Raw genomic sequence first — 20,003 nt, 5'->3', positions numbered from 1 at the left:
CTCGAAGCACCCCCACTACCCATACGCAGATTAAGGTCAACGACCTTATACCGTAATTGCGTATGGGTAGTGAGGGGTGCCCAGTTAAGAATGCACCAGTGAAGCATGGCAAAGCTATAAGCGTGGATGGCGATACGCCACCCGGATTGCAAGGTTCTTTGCCCACATCACATTGTTTTGAAGTTTCACACAAATTATTAGTAAATAATAGACTTGATAGACAGAGAGTCATTATTACTTCCCTCCCAGTCGGTTAGTATGCGCTTTGCGAACGGCCAGCATATGCTCGCACGGTCCCTTAAATAGCTTGTTACGAATGTAAAAATCACACGTGCACTGAGCATCAAACAAGCGCTCGTCTTTATCTATCAATACCTCAGTCCGCTGCTGTTTGGCGTTTTCAGTCACAATACCTTTTAGTTTGATATGCTTTTCTTGGACATCAGCAGCTTCCAATTTAACCAAATTAGCCTTTACAAAGTTTTCAGCCAACGCCTCTCGTGGGTTACTAAAGCGCAAGGCATCCATCGGTAATGGCTCACCACTTAACTCACGAAGTCGGTAGACCTTCGCTTCTGTGTCATAAAGCACACGACCTTGCTGTGCATAAAGCGCCAAGGCACTTTTAATAATCGTTTCATCCAACACTAGCTCTTTTGATAAGTCAGCGGATGACGCCTGCCAGTGTTTATGCAAAGCAGTGATTACTCGCTCTGCTGTTTGACTATCAACCTCGCCACGTGGGGCCATCAAGTCGAAATTACCCATGCGCGACCAATCATTAGCCGTCCAGCCAGATAAGCCCAAAGTGAACTTCATATCGCCCATATCAGCCACCCAAAAACTGGGAAGCCCTGTACCTAATAAGTTAACCGTGAATTTCTTGGCAATAGGAATCAATCGCTCCAAAATAAACAAACGACGACGCCCCCAAATACGCACTTCCCGTGCCTCTTTACCGCGATAAATAGAACGTGGGCATTTTAAAACCTGTCCCCACGGTTCAATAACAATCTCAACCGGATGATCAGGTTTAAGCTGAAAACGTAATGACCTAGGGCCTACACGCTCCTTACGTCGTCGCAATAAGAAACACAGGTTATGAACATCCATCGGGTGCAAATCGACGCTAGCCATGGGTAGTGTCAGCGCAGAGTTAACCTGCAAGAAACCTCTTACCCAGCTATCAGGAAGGTCTATTTTTTGCTCAGTAAACTCATCGGAGCGTTCGGTTTCGACTTTAAAACCACTCGGGTCAATTTTTAACTGGGTATTACGATAATTACGTATCTTTTGAAACTCTTGGTAAAGCTCATCTGAGTAATCAATATTGGTCGTGCCATAACTGCAATCACTAATATTTTTGAATACATTATGGCTGCAACTCAGACGGCCATAACTAGACTCATCTTGAGAAAAACATTCAAAAAACACCTGATCAGGATGCACCGTAATCACAGGATCAAGTACAAACCACGCGTTGTAATCGTACTTATACAGGTAGTCAAAATACTTCTGCTGGGACTTATAATATGGTGCTAACAGCTTTGAAGAAGTCGCATTTAGCTCTGAAAGCTCTTCTTGAAGCGGCTTAATGACGGCTTCCGCTTGTTTCTTTTGCATCATAAAGTCGGCTAACTGGACACCTTCTTCCTGCTCCAACCAAGCGAAATACTCTGTTCGGTCTTTCGGCTTAAAACGGCCATCAGACACTACCACAGCATTCAACGCAGATATCGCCTCACGAAATGGTAAATGCTGACCAAGGTCTGCCACAAAATACGTTGGCTCACGTAAGGTGTCAGGTGAAAATGATATCCCAGTTTGAGACGCGTCACTGCTAACCTTAGACTGCCCAAAATACTTATGAATGAACTCCATTACATCACCTCCTGTTGAGTGCCACGTATCGGCAATGGTGTGGCTGTAAGAGGTAATTTGATATCAGGGTATTGCTGCTTTAGCGATAACATTGCTTGAATTAATCCCGCTTTATCTTGAATCGCGACGGTCACGGATTGTCTATCGAGTAATTCAGACACTTGCTCTGCGACAGCCTTGTCTTTACGTGCTTCGGCCAATAAAAAGCTCAATACTCGATCTTTTGCGACACGTGCTTGGTTAACGCTAGATAACACGGTAATGAAATATTGGTTCAATTCACGAATAACCACAGGTTTACCCGCAGCATGATTTTGTAAGAACTCGCTGGCAAATAGCTGAACATTTCGCGTTGGATGCTGACTGAGTTTTAACAAGTAACTTTCGCCCTGCTCCTCTTTGAAAAACTCACGTAACAAGTCACGCCCTAATCGCTGCACATCATCGCGAGTGCTATCACAGAGAAATACAAAATGGTCTTCCGTCCAGTCTCGCTCAGTCATATTTTCGCGGAAATATTCCAATGCGAAGCTGCGAGTATCTAACCAACCAGTATCAAGTAGGCGTAAACCAGACGTTAGATCATCCCGTACTTTTGACACATTATTGGTATATGCATCTCGTGCCCATTGACGGGTTGTTTGTGAGAGATGTTTACCGAGTCTTGCCCATTGCTTCACCGTATATTCACGGTAAGGTCGAGGCTGTAGTATCACTGCACCGACACGCTGAGCCGTTCTACTTTGTGCCATTAACAAGCGCCACAGCTGATCTTTATCAACCGTTTTCCAAGCTGACTCTAGGTCGTGCGTAATGCACTCAACCATCTGATCATGAACACCTTCATCAGGCTCTGCTTTAAACGCCTCATCAATAAGCAAAGGTAATACCTCTGCGTTGAAGCTGTTATTGCTTTTAGCGATACGCTGAATAATCTGCTGTGCCTGAATGCGTACAGGCTTATCGGTAGACACTAACAGTGACGCCAACAACTCAGTCATTTCAGCAAGTTCTGAGTCCTTCATATTACCCAATAAATTAACACCAGCCGCTCTAATCTCAGGGTCTTCTGACTCAATGAGCGCTAGAAATACATCTTCAGGAATATCGCTAGGTTTGTCCTTACGAGCCACCAAAATAGCAGCACCTAAACGCTGTACTTCTATGACAGGGTGTTTAATCAAATCTCTAATCACCGAGAAACTCAGTGTCTTAGTGGTATCTGCCAGAGGCGTCGTAATATTCCATCTTAGGCTCTGTAAAATATCGTCTTCTGGAATATTATCGTTGCCAATGTGTTGCGCATAACTCACTAACTTACCGAGAAGTAACTGCTGCTTTTCACCCGCATGTGGATATCGATTGTGATAACCCTTAGCTTGCTCTCGGTTATCAGCGTACACCGAGGTAATTAAATCAACATGCCAATCTACATTATTAAGTAACTGATTATCTGGAACCCTTGCTAGTAATTCGTGCGCGTAAGTTCGTGCTTCCAGTGTCTGCGCGCGAGTAATTTTTCGCAGCACATCCATATTTGTCAAAGCAGCCGAGTGATACTTTTCTAACTGTGTCCTAGCGAATACCACGCTGGCACTAAACGCAGAGCAAAGCACTCTAACCCAGTCATTAACACTTACCATTGGTAACACGGCAGGATGATCAGCTAATCCACGTAACGCAAAGTGATGTACTTCAGCACTACGGCTCCGGGCTAAACAGTCAATAAATGCAGCAGGTTGTTGATCCCATAAATGGGGGAAAGCTTCTACCCGTTTCGTCTCTTCGGTGTCAGTTTTCTTATACCAATACTTGCCTGAAGGCATCGGGCGACAGTTTTCACTATTAAGATTTAACGCATGTTGGAATGCAATATGACCGCTAAAACGTGGCAACTTAAACGTCTCAGTACGGTATCCACCATCCCAGGAGTACTTTTTAATCGACCTAATTTGACTATTATCATCGTCATATTGCTGCAATAGCGCAGCTGCAACAGGCACATAATTCGGATTGTTTAACTCACCTAATCGTCGCAATAAACGCCAACTACGAAGCCTAAAGTACTCACGACCAGAGTGCTGCCAAGTTTGGTTTTCGTAACGACTAGTATTCCAATCGTAATAGCGCTTAGAGCTCGTTTCTATACGCATTGTTAGAACCGCTAAAAGCTCGGCATCCAACTCAAACTCTGCAACTTTGAAAAACAGACGAATCAACCACGTAGAACCAAACTCTAATGGCGCGATGCGGCAAAGCTCTAGCAATGACTGCCGTAAGCTTGGGTCAGACTTAGCTTTCAGATATAGACAAACAAACCAAAAGTCACTTTGATCCTTTGTTCTATATTTCTTAGACTTATGTTCTTGCGCCCAAGCTAATAATGCTGATGCATCCGAGAGCGTTTGTAGTGACGTTGGGACTTGCTTAAAGCACTCTTCTAAGAAACCAGCTTGTTCAGTGGGTGGTGATAAGTGCCATGCAGCTTGTAATGCCATGCGTCGAATGTGTAGCGCGTATTCATTTGATTGAGCAATATTATTAACTGTTTCAAACGCTGCACTATCCTTACATCGCCCTAATGACCAGATTAGCGAGTAAGTCCGTATTACTTCTTTTAGCTTTGTTTTGTGTAATGTATCAAGCAGTGCGGGCACAGCACTTGCCATTTCTAACTCACCAAGTCGCCAGATGAGTCGATTACAACGACCCTCCTCGCTCTTATTATCACGGCTTTCTAAAAAGCGCTGGTAAACAGTTTGTTGATGCTTGCTGATGTCAGCGGGATCTATAGCAATACTGTCGGTAACCTCAGACTGCGCATCTTCTAAAGGATTATCGCCAGAGGTGACGACATACCCTTTATTCATCTTTGAAACTACAACGCTAGCAAACAGTTGCTCTGCTTGCTCTAAAGAAACGGGCTGGGTAGTTTTAGTCCCTTCTCGCAAGTTAGCGCCTCTGTGACCATAACGAAAGTTGACGAAATAGCGCTCTGACTCTCTCGACATTTGCTCGATGAGGTCTACTTCATAAACCTTATCGCTTTTTCCTTCCTGAAAACTTAGATTAGAAAAGTTAATTTTCTTCATTATGATCCCGCAGCTGATTTTACTTATTATTCATGAACACCATGCACTGTCGCTGTAAATGATGTTTTTACCTGAGATGAAATAGGTTTTCTTATTTTTATAATTAACAAAAACCATGATAACACTTGTCTTCTACTAGTGGTGCTCATTGAATAAACAATCGGATAATATGGGCGATTATAATTAATGTGTAAAACTTACACTTCCTTTACATACCCCTAACACACACTTACAACTCCTTCATGCAAACTACACAAATCAACTAAACAACTTGGTTGATCAAAACTTAAATATCGAAAAATAATCTCCCTAACGGGTAAATAAAGGAATATAGATATGAAAACTCTAAACATAGCGATCATTACAGCAATTTTAGCACTAGGCTTTGCAGGTACTTCAATGGCAGCACCTGGCCACTCTGACAACTACAAGCTAAAGCAATACTCACATCAAAAGCAAAAAGTTGTGAAGCATTCAGGCAAACGTGCTGTCGTTCAGAAGCATGTCAAAAGAGCACCTGCTAAACGTGTTGTTAAGCGTATCGCGAAGCAAGTTATTTACAAAAAAGTAAAGCAAATGGCAAAGCCTTCTAAGAGTAGATCTTATCGCGTAAAGCCAGGTGACACACTAGCGCGTATCGCTAAGCGTAACCATGTTTCACTAAACCACTTGATTAGAGTAAATAAGCTTTGGGGGCACAAAGCAAACCACCTACGTGTAGGCATGATTATTCGTCTTCGTTAATTAGGATCCGAATAACTAAGGCTCGATAGTTACAAAAAAGGCAGCGACCGTTTAATAATGGCGCTGCCTTTTTCATAAGCTTAATACTACTGACAACCTTTAGTACTTAGAGGGAGAGAAAATGGTTTTCAACACCCTCCACTTGCCTACCCTTAAGTAGGGTCAACTTTAATCCAATTATCACTGGCACGAATAACGTCGATAATCTTCTGATAATGATAGCCTTCCTTAAACGTCTGATAAGGCTCAAACGGCTCACCACTAATATCCTTCACAAACTTCTCGGCAAGATATGCCCAGTTACGCAAGGTATCATCTTCGATATCAGGCACCATTTCATTGATATCAGCAGGTGTTGGAATTTCTTCCCAGTCACCATTACGCTTCTTCAAAAACAGTGGTCCTTTACCGTAATGACCTTTGATGTAAATAGCCCCTTCACTACCATAAAATGCCAAATGATCATCACCAAACTTAGGCTGAAGACCACCATGTTTAAACAGTACAGACACAGGACGCGCAGCTTTATAACTACTCTCAACCTTAGCCATGACCGTGTAAGACCACTCAACGTCGGTCTCTCTCCACTCTAGATCAGGTGAATCTAAGTCTTTAGGAATGTAGTTACGACGCTCCATAAAGTTATGAACGCCCTCAACAACTGGCGCTTTGACCATGTCATTACGTACATCAGAGCTAATCGCTAAAACCTTTTCGCCTACGACATGCGTCACAATTGACAGCAAATGAGTGAAGTTATTATTCAAACGACCGCCACCCTGACTTGCTTGATGTGACCAACCAAATGGGATGTAAGGATCTAGATTAAAGTGAGAGATACACTCAACTTCTTGAGGCTCACCAATGGCGCCATTTTCAACAAGGCGCTTAGCATGTAGCACTTCCTGCATGTAACGGTAACAAGAAGCGAACGCAGTTTTCAGACCTTTTTCTTCGGCCTTCTCATACATTAAACGTGCGTTTTCTGAGCTTTCAGCCATCGGCTTATCACAGTAAACATGACACCCTGCTTCTAGTGCTGACATCGTCGGCTCGAAATGTGCGCCACCTGGTGTTGCTAAGCTGACAATATCGGGTTTGCAATCAATGAGCGCCTGCTCCCAATCTGTACCGGCATAAGGAATACCAATCTTAAGCGCAACGGCTTCAACGACATCTTTGGTGCGACTAACCATACCAACAACTTCAGCACCGGCATGACGAAAAGCCGCGACGTGACCTTCCCCTGCAAAACCTGACCCTAGTATTAATACTTTTAACTTCTTACTCATTTTAATTCCTCTCTCATCTGCGCAACTAAGGCTTAGTCTAAGTCGGAGTTATTCAACTCACTGACCCAAACTAAGCGCTGCTATTTTCTAATAACCACCCAACAAAAGCGGCTAACTTACCAATGCCACAACGTGCCATCTTCCAATCGGCTCACAGGCAAGTAAGAACGATTGTAAGGATAGTCAGCAGCAGCCTCTTCATTAAAATCAACTCCTAAACCAGGCGTATCGCTGACTTGAATCATGCCTTTTTTAATAGAGTGGTCATAACTAAACACCTCGTCAGACGTCTCCGTACCAAAGCCAACAAACTCTTGAATACCAAAGTTAGGTGCCCAAATATCAACATGTGCCTGAGCAGCAAAACAGATCGGTGATAAGTCAGGTGCACCATGCGGTGCTGTACGGACATTATAAATCGCAGCAAAGTCAGAAATACGGCGCAGACCCGTGATACCACCCGCATGAGTCGCAGCAGTACGTATGTAATCAATCCATTGGTTCTGAATCAGATCCTTGCAGTCCCAAATCGTGTTGTAAGTTTCACCGAGTGCTAGAGGAATCGTTGTGTGCTGACGGATCAATTTGTAGTTTTCCTGATTTTCAGCGATTGACGCATCTTCAAGAAAGAACAAATTATAAGGCTCAAGCATCTTGCCTAAACGAGCTGCTTCAATAGGTGTTAAGCGGCTATGTACATCGTGCATTAGTTCAATTTCATCACCAAAGCGCTCTCTGGCTGCACGAAATAAACCTTCAATATTATTTAGGTATTTGGTTGTAGACCAAGGCTGCTCCGGAGGTAACGGACGACTATTTTGCATTTCAAAATAATCTTTTTTCTCACCCAAAATACCGTATGTACCATCCATTCCTGGAACGGCACATTGCAATCGAATAGCTTTAAAACCTTGCTTAACAAAGCCTTCCATCATATCTAAGGTGTTTTCGATGGTATCGCCATTGGCATGCGCATAAGTCATGACTGATTGACGGCTTTTACCACCTAGGAGTTGGTAAACAGGCATTCCTGCTACCTTTCCTTTAATGTCCCAAAGCGCCATATCAACCGCAGCCACTGCAGCCATATTGATTGGGCCTCTGCGCCAGTAAACACCACGATATAGGTACTGCCAAATATCTTCAATATCGTGTGCGTTACGACCAATTAAGCAAGGTGCTACATGTTCTCTTAGGTAAGTTTCAACGGCTAGCTCACGGCCATTTACCGTTGCATCACCTATGCCATAGGTTCCATCTTCAGTAATAATTTTTAACGTCACAAAATTACGACCTGGGCAACACGTAATGACCCTTACATCTTTAATAATCAATTAATTTCCTCCTATAGATTGTCTAGCTTTGAGGGAGCTTAAGACAGGTATACCGATATACTAACATTGTATTCTACACCACGCTTTGAAAGTGTCAATAATTGTCTTTAATTACCAACAAAAGTAAAAATAAGGTAAAGTACGCGGATGAAAAAAATTCGTATTCTAGATGTTGCCAATCAAGCAGGTGTGTCCAAAAGCACTATATCGCACTACTTAAATGGGCGCTTCGCTCGTATGTCCGTTGAGACACGAGAACGGATTAAGAAAACCATAGAAGATTTGAACTATACCCCCAGTCATATCGCGCGTAGCCTTAAAAGTAACAGCACCAATACGATTGGTGTCATCGTCCGTGATATCACCGGACATTTTACGAGCAAGGTTATTCGCGGTATCGACGACTATTGTAAAAAATCTAAGTACGACGTACTCATTTACAATACAGACTATGACCCAGAGACAGAAAAGCAGTCATTAACCAAGCTACGACAAATGCGTGTTGATGGTATTATCATCGCTTCATCTGGCAAAAACAGCGATGTAATCAGCAAAGAAATCAAAGCGGGCTTTCCTGTGGTGATGATGCACCTAGAATATGAAGACCTTGACGCAAGTATTGTTGTAGCCGACAACAGACAAGGCGCATTTGATGCAACTGAGCACTTAATAAAACTGGGCCATAAAAGAATTGCCTTATACACTCTAGACTTTGAATCATCCCTCTCTCGACAAAATCGCATAAAAGGATACAAAGAGGCTTTAGAAAAATACGGCCTGCCTTTTGATCAAAACCTGATTCAAGTATGGTATCGAGATAAAGGCTTAAGTGTCCCTGTCGAAGACGTCTTGAATATGGATAACCCTCCAACGGCATTCGTTTCTTTATACCTTGCTATGACTAGACTGCTACTAAAAAAGTTTAAGCAGCTTGATGTTAATATACCGACAGATGTATCCCTCGTCGGTTTTGATGAAATACCGATGGTTGAGCACTTCAAAGTACCTATCACTGTTATTACTCAGAACCCTCATGAAATGGGAGTCGTGGCAGCAAAAATGGTAATAGAAAGCATTGTAAAAGAAGACACTACAGTCAAACGATCTGTACAACCTTGTCGCTTAATCGAAAGAGAATCTTGTTCGGCACCTAGCAAATAGCTTTACATAAGTGAAATGACTCGTACACTGACAGCCCAATCAGGGGCCATCAGTATCGAGTAGATACTCACTGGTTATATAACGCTAACTTCAATTGCATTGCGCAAAGCATTTAGCGTGACTTAGTGAGTCCATCTTATTATTTACTTCTGTGTTGCTCTCAACATCCAGGCTGTCTTCTCGTGAATACGCATACGATCAGAAACTAGTGACGCGGTTGACTCATCATCAGCTGCTTGTGCAACTTTCAACACATCACGAGACGTCTTGATGACTTGCTCGTGACCTTTCGTGAGAAGCTTAACCATGTCCGTTGAAGATGGAACACCTTCTACTTCTTCAATAGAGCTCAGCTTAGCGAACTCTTTGTAAGTACCCGGAGCTGCAACATCTAGTGTACGAATACGCTCAGCAATATCATCAACCGCAATCGCCATTTCAGTGTAATGCTCTTCAAACATTAGGTGCAATTCACGGAACTGCATACCAGTAACATTCCAGTGGAAGTTATGTGTTTGTAGGTACAGCGTGTAAGAATCAGCTAGTAACCGCTTCAAACCTTCAGCAATTTCTAATCTGTTTTCTTTGCTAATACCAATATCCACGTCAGTCATTTTATTGCCTCGTATTTTTTTAGTGTATGTAATTAAGTTTAAATCAAATAATCGTCTATTAAGACTCGTTAAGACTTGTTAACAGCTGGTCACAACCTTTTTTAACCGCTGCCAACTCCTCATAACCCATCCCTGTTTGACACTGCATTTTCTCTGGTACGGTGAGAGCTAACTCTCTAAGCTTCAGCCCTTCTGCAGTCAAACAAATGTTTCGTACTCGCTCGTCATTAGTGCAACGAGTTCGAGATATTAATCCTTTAGCGTCAAGTCGCTTTAACAAGGGTGTCAATGTGCCGGAGTCTAGGGTCAGCTTTTCACCAATCTCCTTAACCGTAACTTGCTCATGCTCCCACAGCACCATCATCACAATGTATTGTAAATACGTCAGATCTAACGTCTTTAACAACGGACGATAAGAACGAATAATCGCGTTGGATAGCTTGTATATAGAGAAACATAATTGCTTATCTACTTTCAAGCATTCGTTAGTAATCGCAGTCATAGATAAAACCTTCCAAAAAAATACATTGCGCACAATTCACTTGACGATACTGTCAATCACGCGTTAACATTTTCCACAATTAGATTGTGTACAACTTAATAATACCATCAAGGAGCATTATGAACAACTTCGATTTTTGTAACCCAACACGTATCATTTTTGGAAGAGAAACAGTCTCACAGCTAAACGACGTCGTTCCAGCTGATGCTAAAGTGATGATTCTTTTCGGTGGAAGTAGCGCTGAAAAAACAGGCACATTAGACGAAGTAAGAGCAAGCTTAGGTGATCGTGCAGTGTCTGAGTTTGGCGGTATCGAGCCAAATCCTACTTATGAAACACTGATGAAAGCAGTAGAACTAATCCGATCAAAAGACATTGATTACCTACTAGCAGTGGGCGGTGGTTCAGTCATTGACGGCACTAAATTTGTTGCAGCAGCAGTACCTTATGAAGGCGAGCCTTGGGATATTCTACTAACAGGTGGTCAGCACATTAAGAGCGCCCTGCCTTTTGGTACGGTACTTACGCTTCCTGCTACTGGTTCTGAAATGAACAGTGGCTCAGTAGTGACGCGCAGAGCAACAAACGACAAACTTCCGTTTATGCACCCTTTGGTATTTCCAAAGTTCTCTATCTTAGACCCGACTAAGGTTTACACCTTGCCTGAGCGTCAAGTAGCGAATGGTGTTGCAGATGCGTTTGTTCACGTGATTGAGCAGTACCTAACGTTCCCACAAAATGCAATGGTGCAAGATCGTTTGGCTGAAGGTTTATTGCAAACGTTAGTCGGGATTGGCCCTAAAATACTAGCTGACCAGAAAAACTATGACCTTAGCGCAAACCTAATGTGGTCTGCGTCAGTCGCACTAGGCGGTATGGTGGGTACTGGTGTTAGACATGACTGGGCAACACACATGATTGGTCATGAGCTAACCGCGCTATATAACATTGATCACGCTAGAACATTGGCTATCGTGTTGCCATCATTACTTAACGTGCAGCGTAAAGACAAAGCAGAAAAATTACTGCAATTTGGTGAGCGAGTATGGAATATCACTGAAGGAACTGAAGAAGCGCGCATAGACCAAACGATTGACGCGACCCGCAACTTCTTTGAAAGCCTTGGCATTTCGACGCGTTTGAGTGGTTATGACCTTGGTGAAGAAGTGATTGATGCAGTCGTGAAGCAATTAGAAAAGCACGGAATGGTAACGCTAGGTGAGCATGGAAACATTACTCCAGACGTTAGCCGTCGTATCTTAGTTGATGCACTTTAAACCCAGCCTGTAAACACATTGTATCGAGAATAATTATGTCACAGACAAATGCTACAAACCGTCAAATTCAATTGGCTGCTCGCCCACATGGCGCACCTGTTGATAGTGATTTCAAACTCGCTGAAAGCGCTATTCCTAAGATAAAAGATGGTGAGGTTTTACTCCGTACCATCTACCTATCCCTTGACCCTTACATGCGTGGTCGCATGAGTGCATCTGAGTCATATGCTGTACCACTAGAAATCGGTGAACCAATGCTAGGTGGAACTGTTTCGCGTGTTGAAGCATCACAAAATAATGAGTTTAAAGTGGGAGAGTGGGTACTGTCTTTTGCTGGATGGCAGGACTATGTCGTGTCTACGGGTGAAGGCCTAACTAAGTTAGGTGATAACCCAGTAAAACCATCTTACGCGCTTGGCATTATGGGTATGCCTGGCTTTACTGCTTACATGGGTCTACTAGATATCGGTAAGCCAAAAGCAGGCGACACACTCGTGGTAGCAGCAGCGACTGGCCCAGTGGGATCAACTGTAGGACAAATTGGTAAAATCAAAGGCTGTCACGTGGTTGGTGTTGCCGGTGGTGCTGAGAAGTGCCAATACGCAGTAGACGTTTTAGGCTTTGATGCGTGTATCGATCATAAAGCAGATGACTTCGCTGAGCAGTTAGCAGCAGCATGCCCTAAAGGTATCGACATCTACTTTGAAAACGTCGGTGGTAAAGTGTTTGATGGTGTTATGCCGTTACTAAACACAGGCGCGCGTATTCCGTTATGTGGTTTGGTGTCTCAGTATAACCTGACAGAAGCTAACGCTGGCCCTGATCGTTTGTCTCAACTAATGGGTCTTATATTAGTTAAGCGTATTACTGTGCGTGGTTTCATTATCTTTGATGATTACGCCAGTGAGTACCCAACCTTTGCTAAAGATATGACGACTTGGTTAGCGCAAGGAAAAATCAAATACCGTGAGCAATTGGTAGATGGTTTGGAGAACGCACCACAAGCATTCATGGGTCTTCTTGAAGGTGAAAACTTCGGTAAACTAGTGATTCGTATCGGTGACGACGAGCAAGCTTAATAAAGAGTGGATTCAGCTATGATTATTTTACATCATCTAAACAAATCTAGATCTAAGCGGATTATTTGGCTTTTAGAGGAACTAGGTCTTAAGTATGAACTCCGTGCTTACCAGCGCGATGCAAAGACCTCTCTGTCGCCTCCAGAGTTGCGTGCGGTGCATGCTTTAGGCAAAGCACCTGTACTTGAAGATAATGGTAAGTCAATTATCGAGTCTGGGGCGATAACTGAGTATTTGATTGCACGTTATGGTGCTGGACGATTAACACCTGCGGTAGATAGTGATGATTACATCGACTATTTACAGTGGCTTCATTATGCGGAAAGCTCGTGTATTTTGCCATTATTAATGCGCATGTATATTAAAATGGACGGTTGCGAAACAAACTTCTTGGCAGGCTATGTCGATCAAGAGGTGAAGGATGTAGTCAGTTATTTTAATGATCAGCTGGAAGGTAAAACATATCTGGTTGGTGAGCAGTTAAGCGGCGCAGATATCATGATGTCATTCATTGTGGAGATCGTTGCACGTGGTGACGAACTAGCGGCTTACCCTAATATCGAACGCTATGGCAAAACGTTGGCAACACATGAAGCGTTTAAGATAGCTGAGCAGAAAGAAAAGGCGTTGGACGAATAAGTTGAGTAACCGATTGTTTAATTCTTGCTTGTAACACAAGAGCCAGTGATTAGCGTAAATATGCTAGTCACTGGTTTTTTTATTTATGATGAATTAATCACTTTGGTACTGGGTAAAGCTAAAGCGCTTTGATCTGTTTATCATGAAGTTTTGCCAGAAACAGCACTGCACAATACGCCCCGATTAAAGCAGCAAACATATCCGACTGTGTATCCCAGATATAACCTTGTGTACCTAAGAAGGCAACCGCCCCCTCTCCTGTCGATAGCGCAACCCACCACTCGATCATTTCATAGAAAGCACTGAACGCTAGACAGATAGAAATAACAATAAACGTTAACCAACGCTTACCGTTAACAATCGACTTACGAATCAGTATTTCTCTTGCTAGTAACGCGGGTACAAAACCCTGAGCAAAGTGTCCAAGCTTGTCGTAGTTGTTACGCTCAAAACCAAACAAGCCGTCAAATAATGGCACCTCAGCGTAGGTGTAGTGTCCACCGACCATCAGTATGATGCAATGGATTAGAATAAAGCTGTATAGCACTGGCGTTAACCTAAACGAGTTGTAGGTAAACGCCATGACCACTAACCCGATGATCGCTGGAATTACTTCAAGCAACCAAGTCGGGTAATCTTTAGGGGCGATACCCGACCAAATTAACGCGGCAAAAAATAGGACTATCCAAAGATATTTAATAGTTAATACTCCTGATGTTGGTCTTTTATTCTACGCCTATTATTTTGCTTCTTCATCTGCCTTCCATGACTCTTCTGCATCTAATGCAACCGCTTCAAGTGCAATAGCCGTCACACGAGAAGACATAAGTTGATGATCCACTTGGAACTCGTCTGGCACTGCTTTTCGTTGTGATATTTGATACAAAACAGCTGCACCTAAAATGAAGTGAATCCCGCCCAGATACACAAGAAACATACTGTTCCCATAGGCGTTCAATAAGTAACCTACGGTGATCGGTCCTGCTGCTGCGCCGATACCAGAAAACAACACCATAGTACTACTAGCGCTGGTCATTTGCTGAGGCTTCAAACGGTCATTAGTGTGCGCAACACTTAAAGAATAGATAGGTAAAGCAGCAGCTCCAAATAATCCAAACAGCATCACAAAGTATGTCGACTTCGGATCCATTTGATAAAGTATGACGCTTAAACATGATGCTACGACGCATAGTCCAAATATCACTAAACGACGATCAAAGTTATCTGACACCCAACCTACAGGCCACTGAGCCAACGCACCCATCGCGATAAACACACTCATGAATACCGCAGTTTGTGAAATACTCATCCCCGAGTTTGCGGCATATACCGCACCCATTCCTAACACAACTCCCGTTGCCATAGAGGTCAGTGTCATGCTCATTACACCTGTTGGGGATATTTTGATTAATTGGATAACACTCATATTCTCGCTTTCTTCTTCTATCGGTGCAGTTACACGACTTATTAATAGTGGAATAAGAGCGATAGATAGCAAAATAGATGAGAGTAAGAATAGGCTTACAGAGGTAGGGTCAGCGACTTTAAACAGTAACTGTCCGCCCGCCAAACCGGCATACGAAACAATCATGTAAATAGATAGAATTCTACCTCGTGATTCATTATCAGAGCGTGCATTTAGCCAGCTTTCAACAACGACGTAAACACCCGCAAAACAAAAGCCCGTTACCAATCGCATGACTAACCAAGCAAATGGGTCGATAAACAATATTTGTACTAGTACCGCTGTAGATGCCAACGATGCTAATGCAGCAAAAACCCGTATATGCCCTACTTCTCTAATCAGCTTACCGGTGTACATAGACCCAGCCAAAAAGCCGATATAAAACGCGGTCATGATCCAACCGGTTGTGCTTGAGCTAAAGCCTTCAAAGTTAGCACGCCAACTGACTAAGGTACCTTGCAGACCATTTCCTAACATAAGAAATGCGAGACCTAAAAACAAAGGCCATGTTGTTTTTAATACGTTGCTTAACATAGAGATAAACCTGATGTCGCTAGGAAAAAAGGCGCATTCTCGCACCGAATATGATTAAAACCAATAAAAATAATCACTAAAAATGGTGCGTGATTTAAAGGCTGAAACAGCCTCTCATAGTGCCTTAAAATTGCTTAGGAAAGCTTTGTTTATTTATACAATTTTATAACCATAGAAAAGCTTATAGATGCTCCTAAATAGTCGAACAAACTGATTAATATAATGAGTAGGACATTATTTTTTGGTTTACATAAAACACTGAAATTTAACGATTAGGCTAACTAATAAAATGGCCCAATACTGCTCGGCAGTTATAATGTTCTTAAGAGGTTTCATTATAATTACTAGCTAGTATCAGGCCATGCTACCCCCCTTTGATATGGGATATTTTACACTTAAGGTTATTTCTTTGTAGCACCTTCAACTGCTTCTGTTTTTGCCTGTAAATCTTCTTTCAAGTTCCACTTACTAAAGTCTGGATCTTCTGGCATCAGTACCTTCCAAGCCTGAAGCTTGTTAACCTTGATTTTAATATTGTTACCAGCAACCTTTAGAATATGACCACCTTTTTTAAGATCTCTCGATAAGAAATGAATGTGCCATCCAGGAAGATTCATACCTTCAACGTAGTTTGGTGAAAAGATACCAACTACAGCACCTTCAATCTCATTATATTCAAACTCTCTTTGATCAGTTGCTACCTTATATAGTGGCTCATAAGGTTCTTTTTGTTTGAAGCAGCTTCTTATTCTAACGTTGAACTGGCCTTCCATTTTAATCATAAAGAAGTAGTTATGTGAGTCGAGATATGTCTCAAGTTTAGCTTTTAAATCCTCAATTGAATCAAAGGAAATTTCCCCTTCATCAACACTTTCGTCAAACCTTGTCGTACACGAAAATGCGAATGTTTCTTCTGGGCCCATTTCAGTCACTTCACCGGTCGCTCTACCCACGTAAGCATGACCCTTATAAATGATTGCTTCACCATCAAGCCCATTGTATGTACCAACACCTGTATCAGTATCTTTTAAAATCTCTTTAACCGTTTTACTTCCTCTGTAATCACCCTCCATTAGGGCATTCAACGTTGAAACTTGTACTAAGGTATCGCCCTCATTATGCGATCTTTTACGGAATATTTTTCTGAATATGTCATGATTATGATGATGGTTTCTATAATTCCCATTTTCATCATAGACGGCTGATAACAATTCTGGATGAGTGACAGAAAAGACGCGTTGTGCATCAGCCTTATGATGCTTGAAATACGAGTTCATCGTCCATTTAGTGAAGAATGGTGATAAAATGTTAGTAATCAATAAGACAAAAGCCAGAATTGAAACTGTATTTGCTGAAATGTCTGACCCAAGCTGGCCATCAAATGTGAATGACGCAACCATCGCTGGAAGTATTAATGAAACACCTGCTAATGCTGTAGATCCCATTGAGGCATAACCTGGCCGCTTTAGGATATACCGACCAACAATAAACGGGATAATAATAGTTACTGCCCAGTAAATACCTGTAAGTAGAACAGCCACAAGGATGATTTCTCCCTGAAATGCCTTAACTAAATCGATCGTTGATCCAAATTGGAACCCAAGAAATGGTAGTAGAATGGTGTTCCCACCTTTGAATACTTGTTTGATTTTTGGGTCAAGATTACCCAACAAAATACCTAGCAAAAATGGAATCAATAATGAGAATACTTGCATTATCTGACTAGTTGCATCTCCACCGCCGCTACCGTAGTAAGATAGAAATATGAAAGGCAATAGAGGCATTGAAAAAATCAGCATAATGGGAAATGTTCCCCTATCTGCATCATCTGCATAAGGCTGAATGATTCCCATGTATAAAGCAGCATTGGCTGAGGTTAAGCAACAAGCTAAAGTAATAGCATCGATTCCTGCAAAACCATTAGGGCCAAAGTAAACAAATACAAAAGCACTGATCGCATAAGCGGGTATCAATCTAGCGAGAATAATCCAAATACCTCGCTCACCTATTTCAATAAAATCATGACCAGTGATCATTGTTCCTGTGCAGAACAACATAAGTCCAATAACAAGCATCTGGCCAGAAGGGCCAAACAAACTCTTCATCGGATCACCTAAGTAATCCCACAAAGACATTCCTAGACCACTATGTATGCTCATTGTTACGATGATGGCACTTATGACCAATGGAATGAACATTGTGCCGGCGGGGATTTCGTTTAAGAACTTCCAAATCCCTATTTCGGGAAATTTTTTCTTTTCTATTGCCTCACTCATAACATTCACCTCATATCTAAATAAAATTTCAGTATTGAAGATCAATTATAATAATGTTTGAAGAGCGAAAGACATTAGGACATGTACCTAATCAAACTGTGAAAACTACGTAGCAGTCTTAACGTCCAGCAACTACTTAAGCTTAGGCTTTACTATTGGTACTAGCACTTCATTACGTCTCATGAACCACGGTTTAAATGGAGGATCATAACGAGCCCAGGTTGGCTCTCCCTCTACTATTAAGTTATTTACTTTAATCCAAGCATCTAATTTTCCCTTAAAGTAAAGGTAACGCTCTTCACTCCATCGTCCTGAGTAACGCACAGTCGCAATGTATCGCTCAGGTACTTGTTTCAATATAACTAAGGGATCTTTTGGCTCCGGCAAAGTTGCCATTGTAAAAGAGGCCGGCATCATAAAACTTACCGCCCAACGGCCATCAGCTTCTTTCTGCTGGCCTACTGGCGACGTCATACTAATCTTTTCGCTTTCTGCTGCTTGACTCACTGGCGAAGTCATACTGATTTTTTGACGGGAGTTGTTACTACCAGAAATATACTTAAACAGTCGATTGAATGACTTACTACCGGCACCAGAAAAATCACCCTCAACTATCGTTTCAGCAACAATATGAGGCTCATACAAGCGCACCTCAAAACCTTTATCTTTTAGCACTGTTCTATACATCGCTTCTTCAGTCGCCATTGCTTTACTTGCTCCTATCGTTACTATAAGCATTGCTAACAAAAACTGCTTAACATGCGTCATTAATGCTATCCCTAAATTTTTATAATTATTTTTCTTAACTGTATTAAAAATTTAGTCATTAGCCAATGTCCGAAGTTCACAAGTTTTGTCTAATTACACTAGTTAAAGTTATAGTTACTTAACGTGAATATACGATAATTCTTATTTGTCACTTATGTTAAGTATTTTGCTCAGCCTAAATAATTACATCTAAACAAAGCAATAACGCGTAATTACTTATAATTCACACAGACTACAAAATACACCTATGAAAAATTCACTTTACATATCAAGCGTATTAGCAGTAACAATTTGTGTACTCAGCGCTCCGCTACTAGCAGCTGACGCATTACCTAAAACTGATTTTCCAAGCTCAGTCATTAGCGCTAAAGCCGCCAAAAGTGGCATTAAAACTGCTTGGTATGACGATGCAACGACACGTTATGCACATGGTGTATTGGGTGATGCGATTGAACCCAGCTCGCTCCACGCAAAAACAGCGAATGGTAAGGTTGTATCCATCACTCTTGAAGCAGTACAGGTGTTTGAAGACATTCAACCGCGCTTGGCTGACATCGATGGTGATGGGCAAAATGAAATCATTACTATACGTAGTCATAATCAAAAAGGTGCTCAAATAGCTGTTTATGGAATCACCAAAGCAGCTCCAAATACACTATCACTTATAACTAGCACACCTTATATTGGACAAGCTTATCGTTGGCTATCTCCGGTAGGTATTGCTGACTTTAATAATGATGGTGCGATGGACATTGCTTATATTGACCGTCCACACCTAGCAAAAATATTGAGAGTATGGAGCTACAATAACGGAAGTTTAAAGCAAGTAGGACAGAAACAAGGCTTAACCAATCACAGTATTGGTCACAATTACATTACGGGTGGCGTTCAACGCTGTGGTAATAAATCATTCATGATAACGGTAGATTCTAATTGGCAAAGACTCATAAAAACTAACTTTGAAAGCGGTAAGTTAAACAGTCAGGATATTGGTCCTTACACTGGAAAAGCCAGTGCCGCCGCTGCGTTAAATTGCCAGTAACCGCTATATTTTACGTCTAAACAGACGCTCGGCTAAGCTAGATTTCTTGGTAAGAATGATTGCAAGTAGTCTTTCTAAGAAAGTCATCACTGCTGAAAGTAATAGTGCTTAGAAAATAAGGTCTTGAAAGTAGCGTTCGTTATACCTTGGGACAAGGAGCAACGCTTAATTTACTTTGAGGGTCTATTTTTGAAATTTGCAGCCATAGTAAAGGGATTACTAATAGCGTGAGGATGTAACAAAAGGCTTAATCTATAATCAGTGGGAGCTACCGGAGTAAGCTCCCACTGAAAATACATTCTT

Annotated in this window: 16 protein-coding genes; 6 read left to right on the top strand and 10 right to left on the bottom strand. The window is 42.0% G+C overall.

Going from position 1 to position 20,003, the window contains the following annotated elements:
- Nucleotides 1–234 precede the first annotated feature (234 nt).
- Nucleotides 235–1,881 (bottom strand): SWIM zinc finger family protein, encoded by a 1,647-nt coding sequence (locus DKT75_RS18285; RefSeq protein WP_109825494.1) that lies wholly within the window; start codon nt 1,879–1,881, stop codon nt 235–237.
- Nucleotides 1,881–4,973: a hypothetical protein gene (locus tag DKT75_RS18280; RefSeq protein WP_109825491.1), complete on the bottom strand. Its 3,093-nt coding sequence runs from the start codon at nt 4,971–4,973 to the stop codon at nt 1,881–1,883. Before DKT75_RS18280 ends, DKT75_RS18285 begins: the two co-directional genes overlap by 1 nt.
- A 336-nt stretch (nt 4,974–5,309) precedes the next feature.
- Here DKT75_RS18280 and DKT75_RS18275 point away from each other — a divergent pair, with 336 nt between their 5' ends.
- On the top strand, nt 5,310–5,717 hold the full coding sequence (locus tag DKT75_RS18275) for a LysM peptidoglycan-binding domain-containing protein (RefSeq protein WP_109825489.1): 408 nt from the start codon (nt 5,310–5,312) through the stop codon (nt 5,715–5,717).
- A gap of 152 nt (nt 5,718–5,869) precedes the next feature.
- On the opposite strand, the gene DKT75_RS18270 is transcribed toward DKT75_RS18275, so the two are convergent.
- A complete protein-coding gene (locus DKT75_RS18270; RefSeq protein ID WP_109825486.1) occupies nt 5,870–7,009 on the bottom strand; it encodes a Gfo/Idh/MocA family protein in 1,140 nt (379 codons plus the stop codon).
- 116 nt (nt 7,010–7,125) lie between these two features.
- Entirely contained in the window at nt 7,126–8,343 is a 1,218-nt protein-coding gene (manD, locus tag DKT75_RS18265) for a D-mannonate dehydratase ManD (protein WP_109825484.1), read from the bottom strand.
- A 147-nt stretch (nt 8,344–8,490) separates the two neighbouring features.
- On the opposite strand from manD, the gene DKT75_RS18260 reads away from it, so the two are divergent.
- Nucleotides 8,491–9,504 carry a LacI family DNA-binding transcriptional regulator gene (locus DKT75_RS18260; RefSeq protein ID WP_109825482.1) on the top strand — a complete coding sequence of 338 codons (1,014 nt, stop codon included), beginning with the start codon at nt 8,491–8,493 and terminating at the stop codon, nt 9,502–9,504.
- 143 nt (nt 9,505–9,647) lie between these two features.
- Here DKT75_RS18260 and DKT75_RS18255 read toward each other — a convergent pair whose 3' ends face one another.
- Together DKT75_RS18255 and ohrR are read right to left on the bottom strand one after the other, a co-directional pair.
- Complete coding sequence (locus tag DKT75_RS18255) at nt 9,648–10,118, bottom strand: Dps family protein (RefSeq protein WP_109825480.1); 471 nt, start codon at nt 10,116–10,118, stop codon at nt 9,648–9,650.
- 58 nt (nt 10,119–10,176) lie between these two features.
- Nucleotides 10,177–10,620 (bottom strand): transcriptional regulator OhrR, encoded by a 444-nt coding sequence (ohrR, locus tag DKT75_RS18250; RefSeq protein ID WP_109825478.1) that lies wholly within the window; start codon nt 10,618–10,620, stop codon nt 10,177–10,179.
- A gap of 119 nt (nt 10,621–10,739) precedes the next feature.
- Here ohrR and DKT75_RS18245 point away from each other — a divergent pair, with 119 nt between their 5' ends.
- From DKT75_RS18245 to DKT75_RS18235, 3 genes are read left to right on the top strand one after another with little or no spacing between them, the layout of a single operon-like run.
- Nucleotides 10,740–11,897 (top strand): iron-containing alcohol dehydrogenase, encoded by a 1,158-nt coding sequence (locus tag DKT75_RS18245; RefSeq protein WP_109825476.1) that lies wholly within the window; start codon nt 10,740–10,742, stop codon nt 11,895–11,897.
- Between the two features lie 35 nt (nt 11,898–11,932).
- A complete protein-coding gene (locus tag DKT75_RS18240; RefSeq protein WP_109825473.1) occupies nt 11,933–12,976 on the top strand; it encodes an NADP-dependent oxidoreductase in 1,044 nt (347 codons plus the stop codon).
- Nucleotides 12,977–12,994: 18 nt separating this feature from the next.
- Nucleotides 12,995–13,615 carry a glutathione S-transferase family protein gene (locus DKT75_RS18235; RefSeq protein WP_109825471.1) on the top strand — a complete coding sequence of 207 codons (621 nt, stop codon included), beginning with the start codon at nt 12,995–12,997 and terminating at the stop codon, nt 13,613–13,615.
- A 118-nt stretch (nt 13,616–13,733) separates the two neighbouring features.
- Here DKT75_RS18235 and DKT75_RS18230 read toward each other — a convergent pair whose 3' ends face one another.
- From DKT75_RS18230 to DKT75_RS18215, 4 genes are all read right to left on the bottom strand, one after another.
- Nucleotides 13,734–14,300 (bottom strand): DUF2238 domain-containing protein, encoded by a 567-nt coding sequence (locus DKT75_RS18230; RefSeq protein WP_484167264.1) that lies wholly within the window; start codon nt 14,298–14,300, stop codon nt 13,734–13,736.
- Nucleotides 14,301–14,354: 54 nt separating this feature from the next.
- On the bottom strand, nt 14,355–15,614 hold the full coding sequence (locus DKT75_RS18225) for an MFS transporter (protein ID WP_109825467.1): 1,260 nt from the start codon (nt 15,612–15,614) through the stop codon (nt 14,355–14,357).
- A gap of 401 nt (nt 15,615–16,015) precedes the next feature.
- Nucleotides 16,016–17,890 carry an acetolactate decarboxylase gene (gene budA, locus DKT75_RS18220; RefSeq protein ID WP_109825465.1) on the bottom strand — a complete coding sequence of 625 codons (1,875 nt, stop codon included), beginning with the start codon at nt 17,888–17,890 and terminating at the stop codon, nt 16,016–16,018.
- Nucleotides 17,891–18,022: 132 nt separating this feature from the next.
- Nucleotides 18,023–18,658, bottom strand: a complete 636-nt coding sequence (locus tag DKT75_RS18215) for an SOUL family heme-binding protein (protein WP_109825463.1) — start codon at nt 18,656–18,658, stop codon at nt 18,023–18,025.
- Nucleotides 18,659–18,905: 247 nt separating this feature from the next.
- On the opposite strand from DKT75_RS18215, the gene DKT75_RS18210 reads away from it, so the two are divergent.
- Nucleotides 18,906–19,700 carry an FG-GAP repeat domain-containing protein gene (locus tag DKT75_RS18210; protein ID WP_109825460.1) on the top strand — a complete coding sequence of 265 codons (795 nt, stop codon included), beginning with the start codon at nt 18,906–18,908 and terminating at the stop codon, nt 19,698–19,700.
- Nucleotides 19,701–20,003: the final 303 nt, after the last annotated feature.

It is taken from the genome of Leucothrix arctica, assembly GCF_003172895.1.
In the GTDB taxonomy this organism is placed as follows: Bacteria; Pseudomonadota; Gammaproteobacteria; order Thiotrichales; family Thiotrichaceae; genus Leucothrix; species Leucothrix arctica.
Note: the sequence above shows the minus strand (reverse complement) of the source record. Positions and strands in the feature narration are given on the sequence as shown.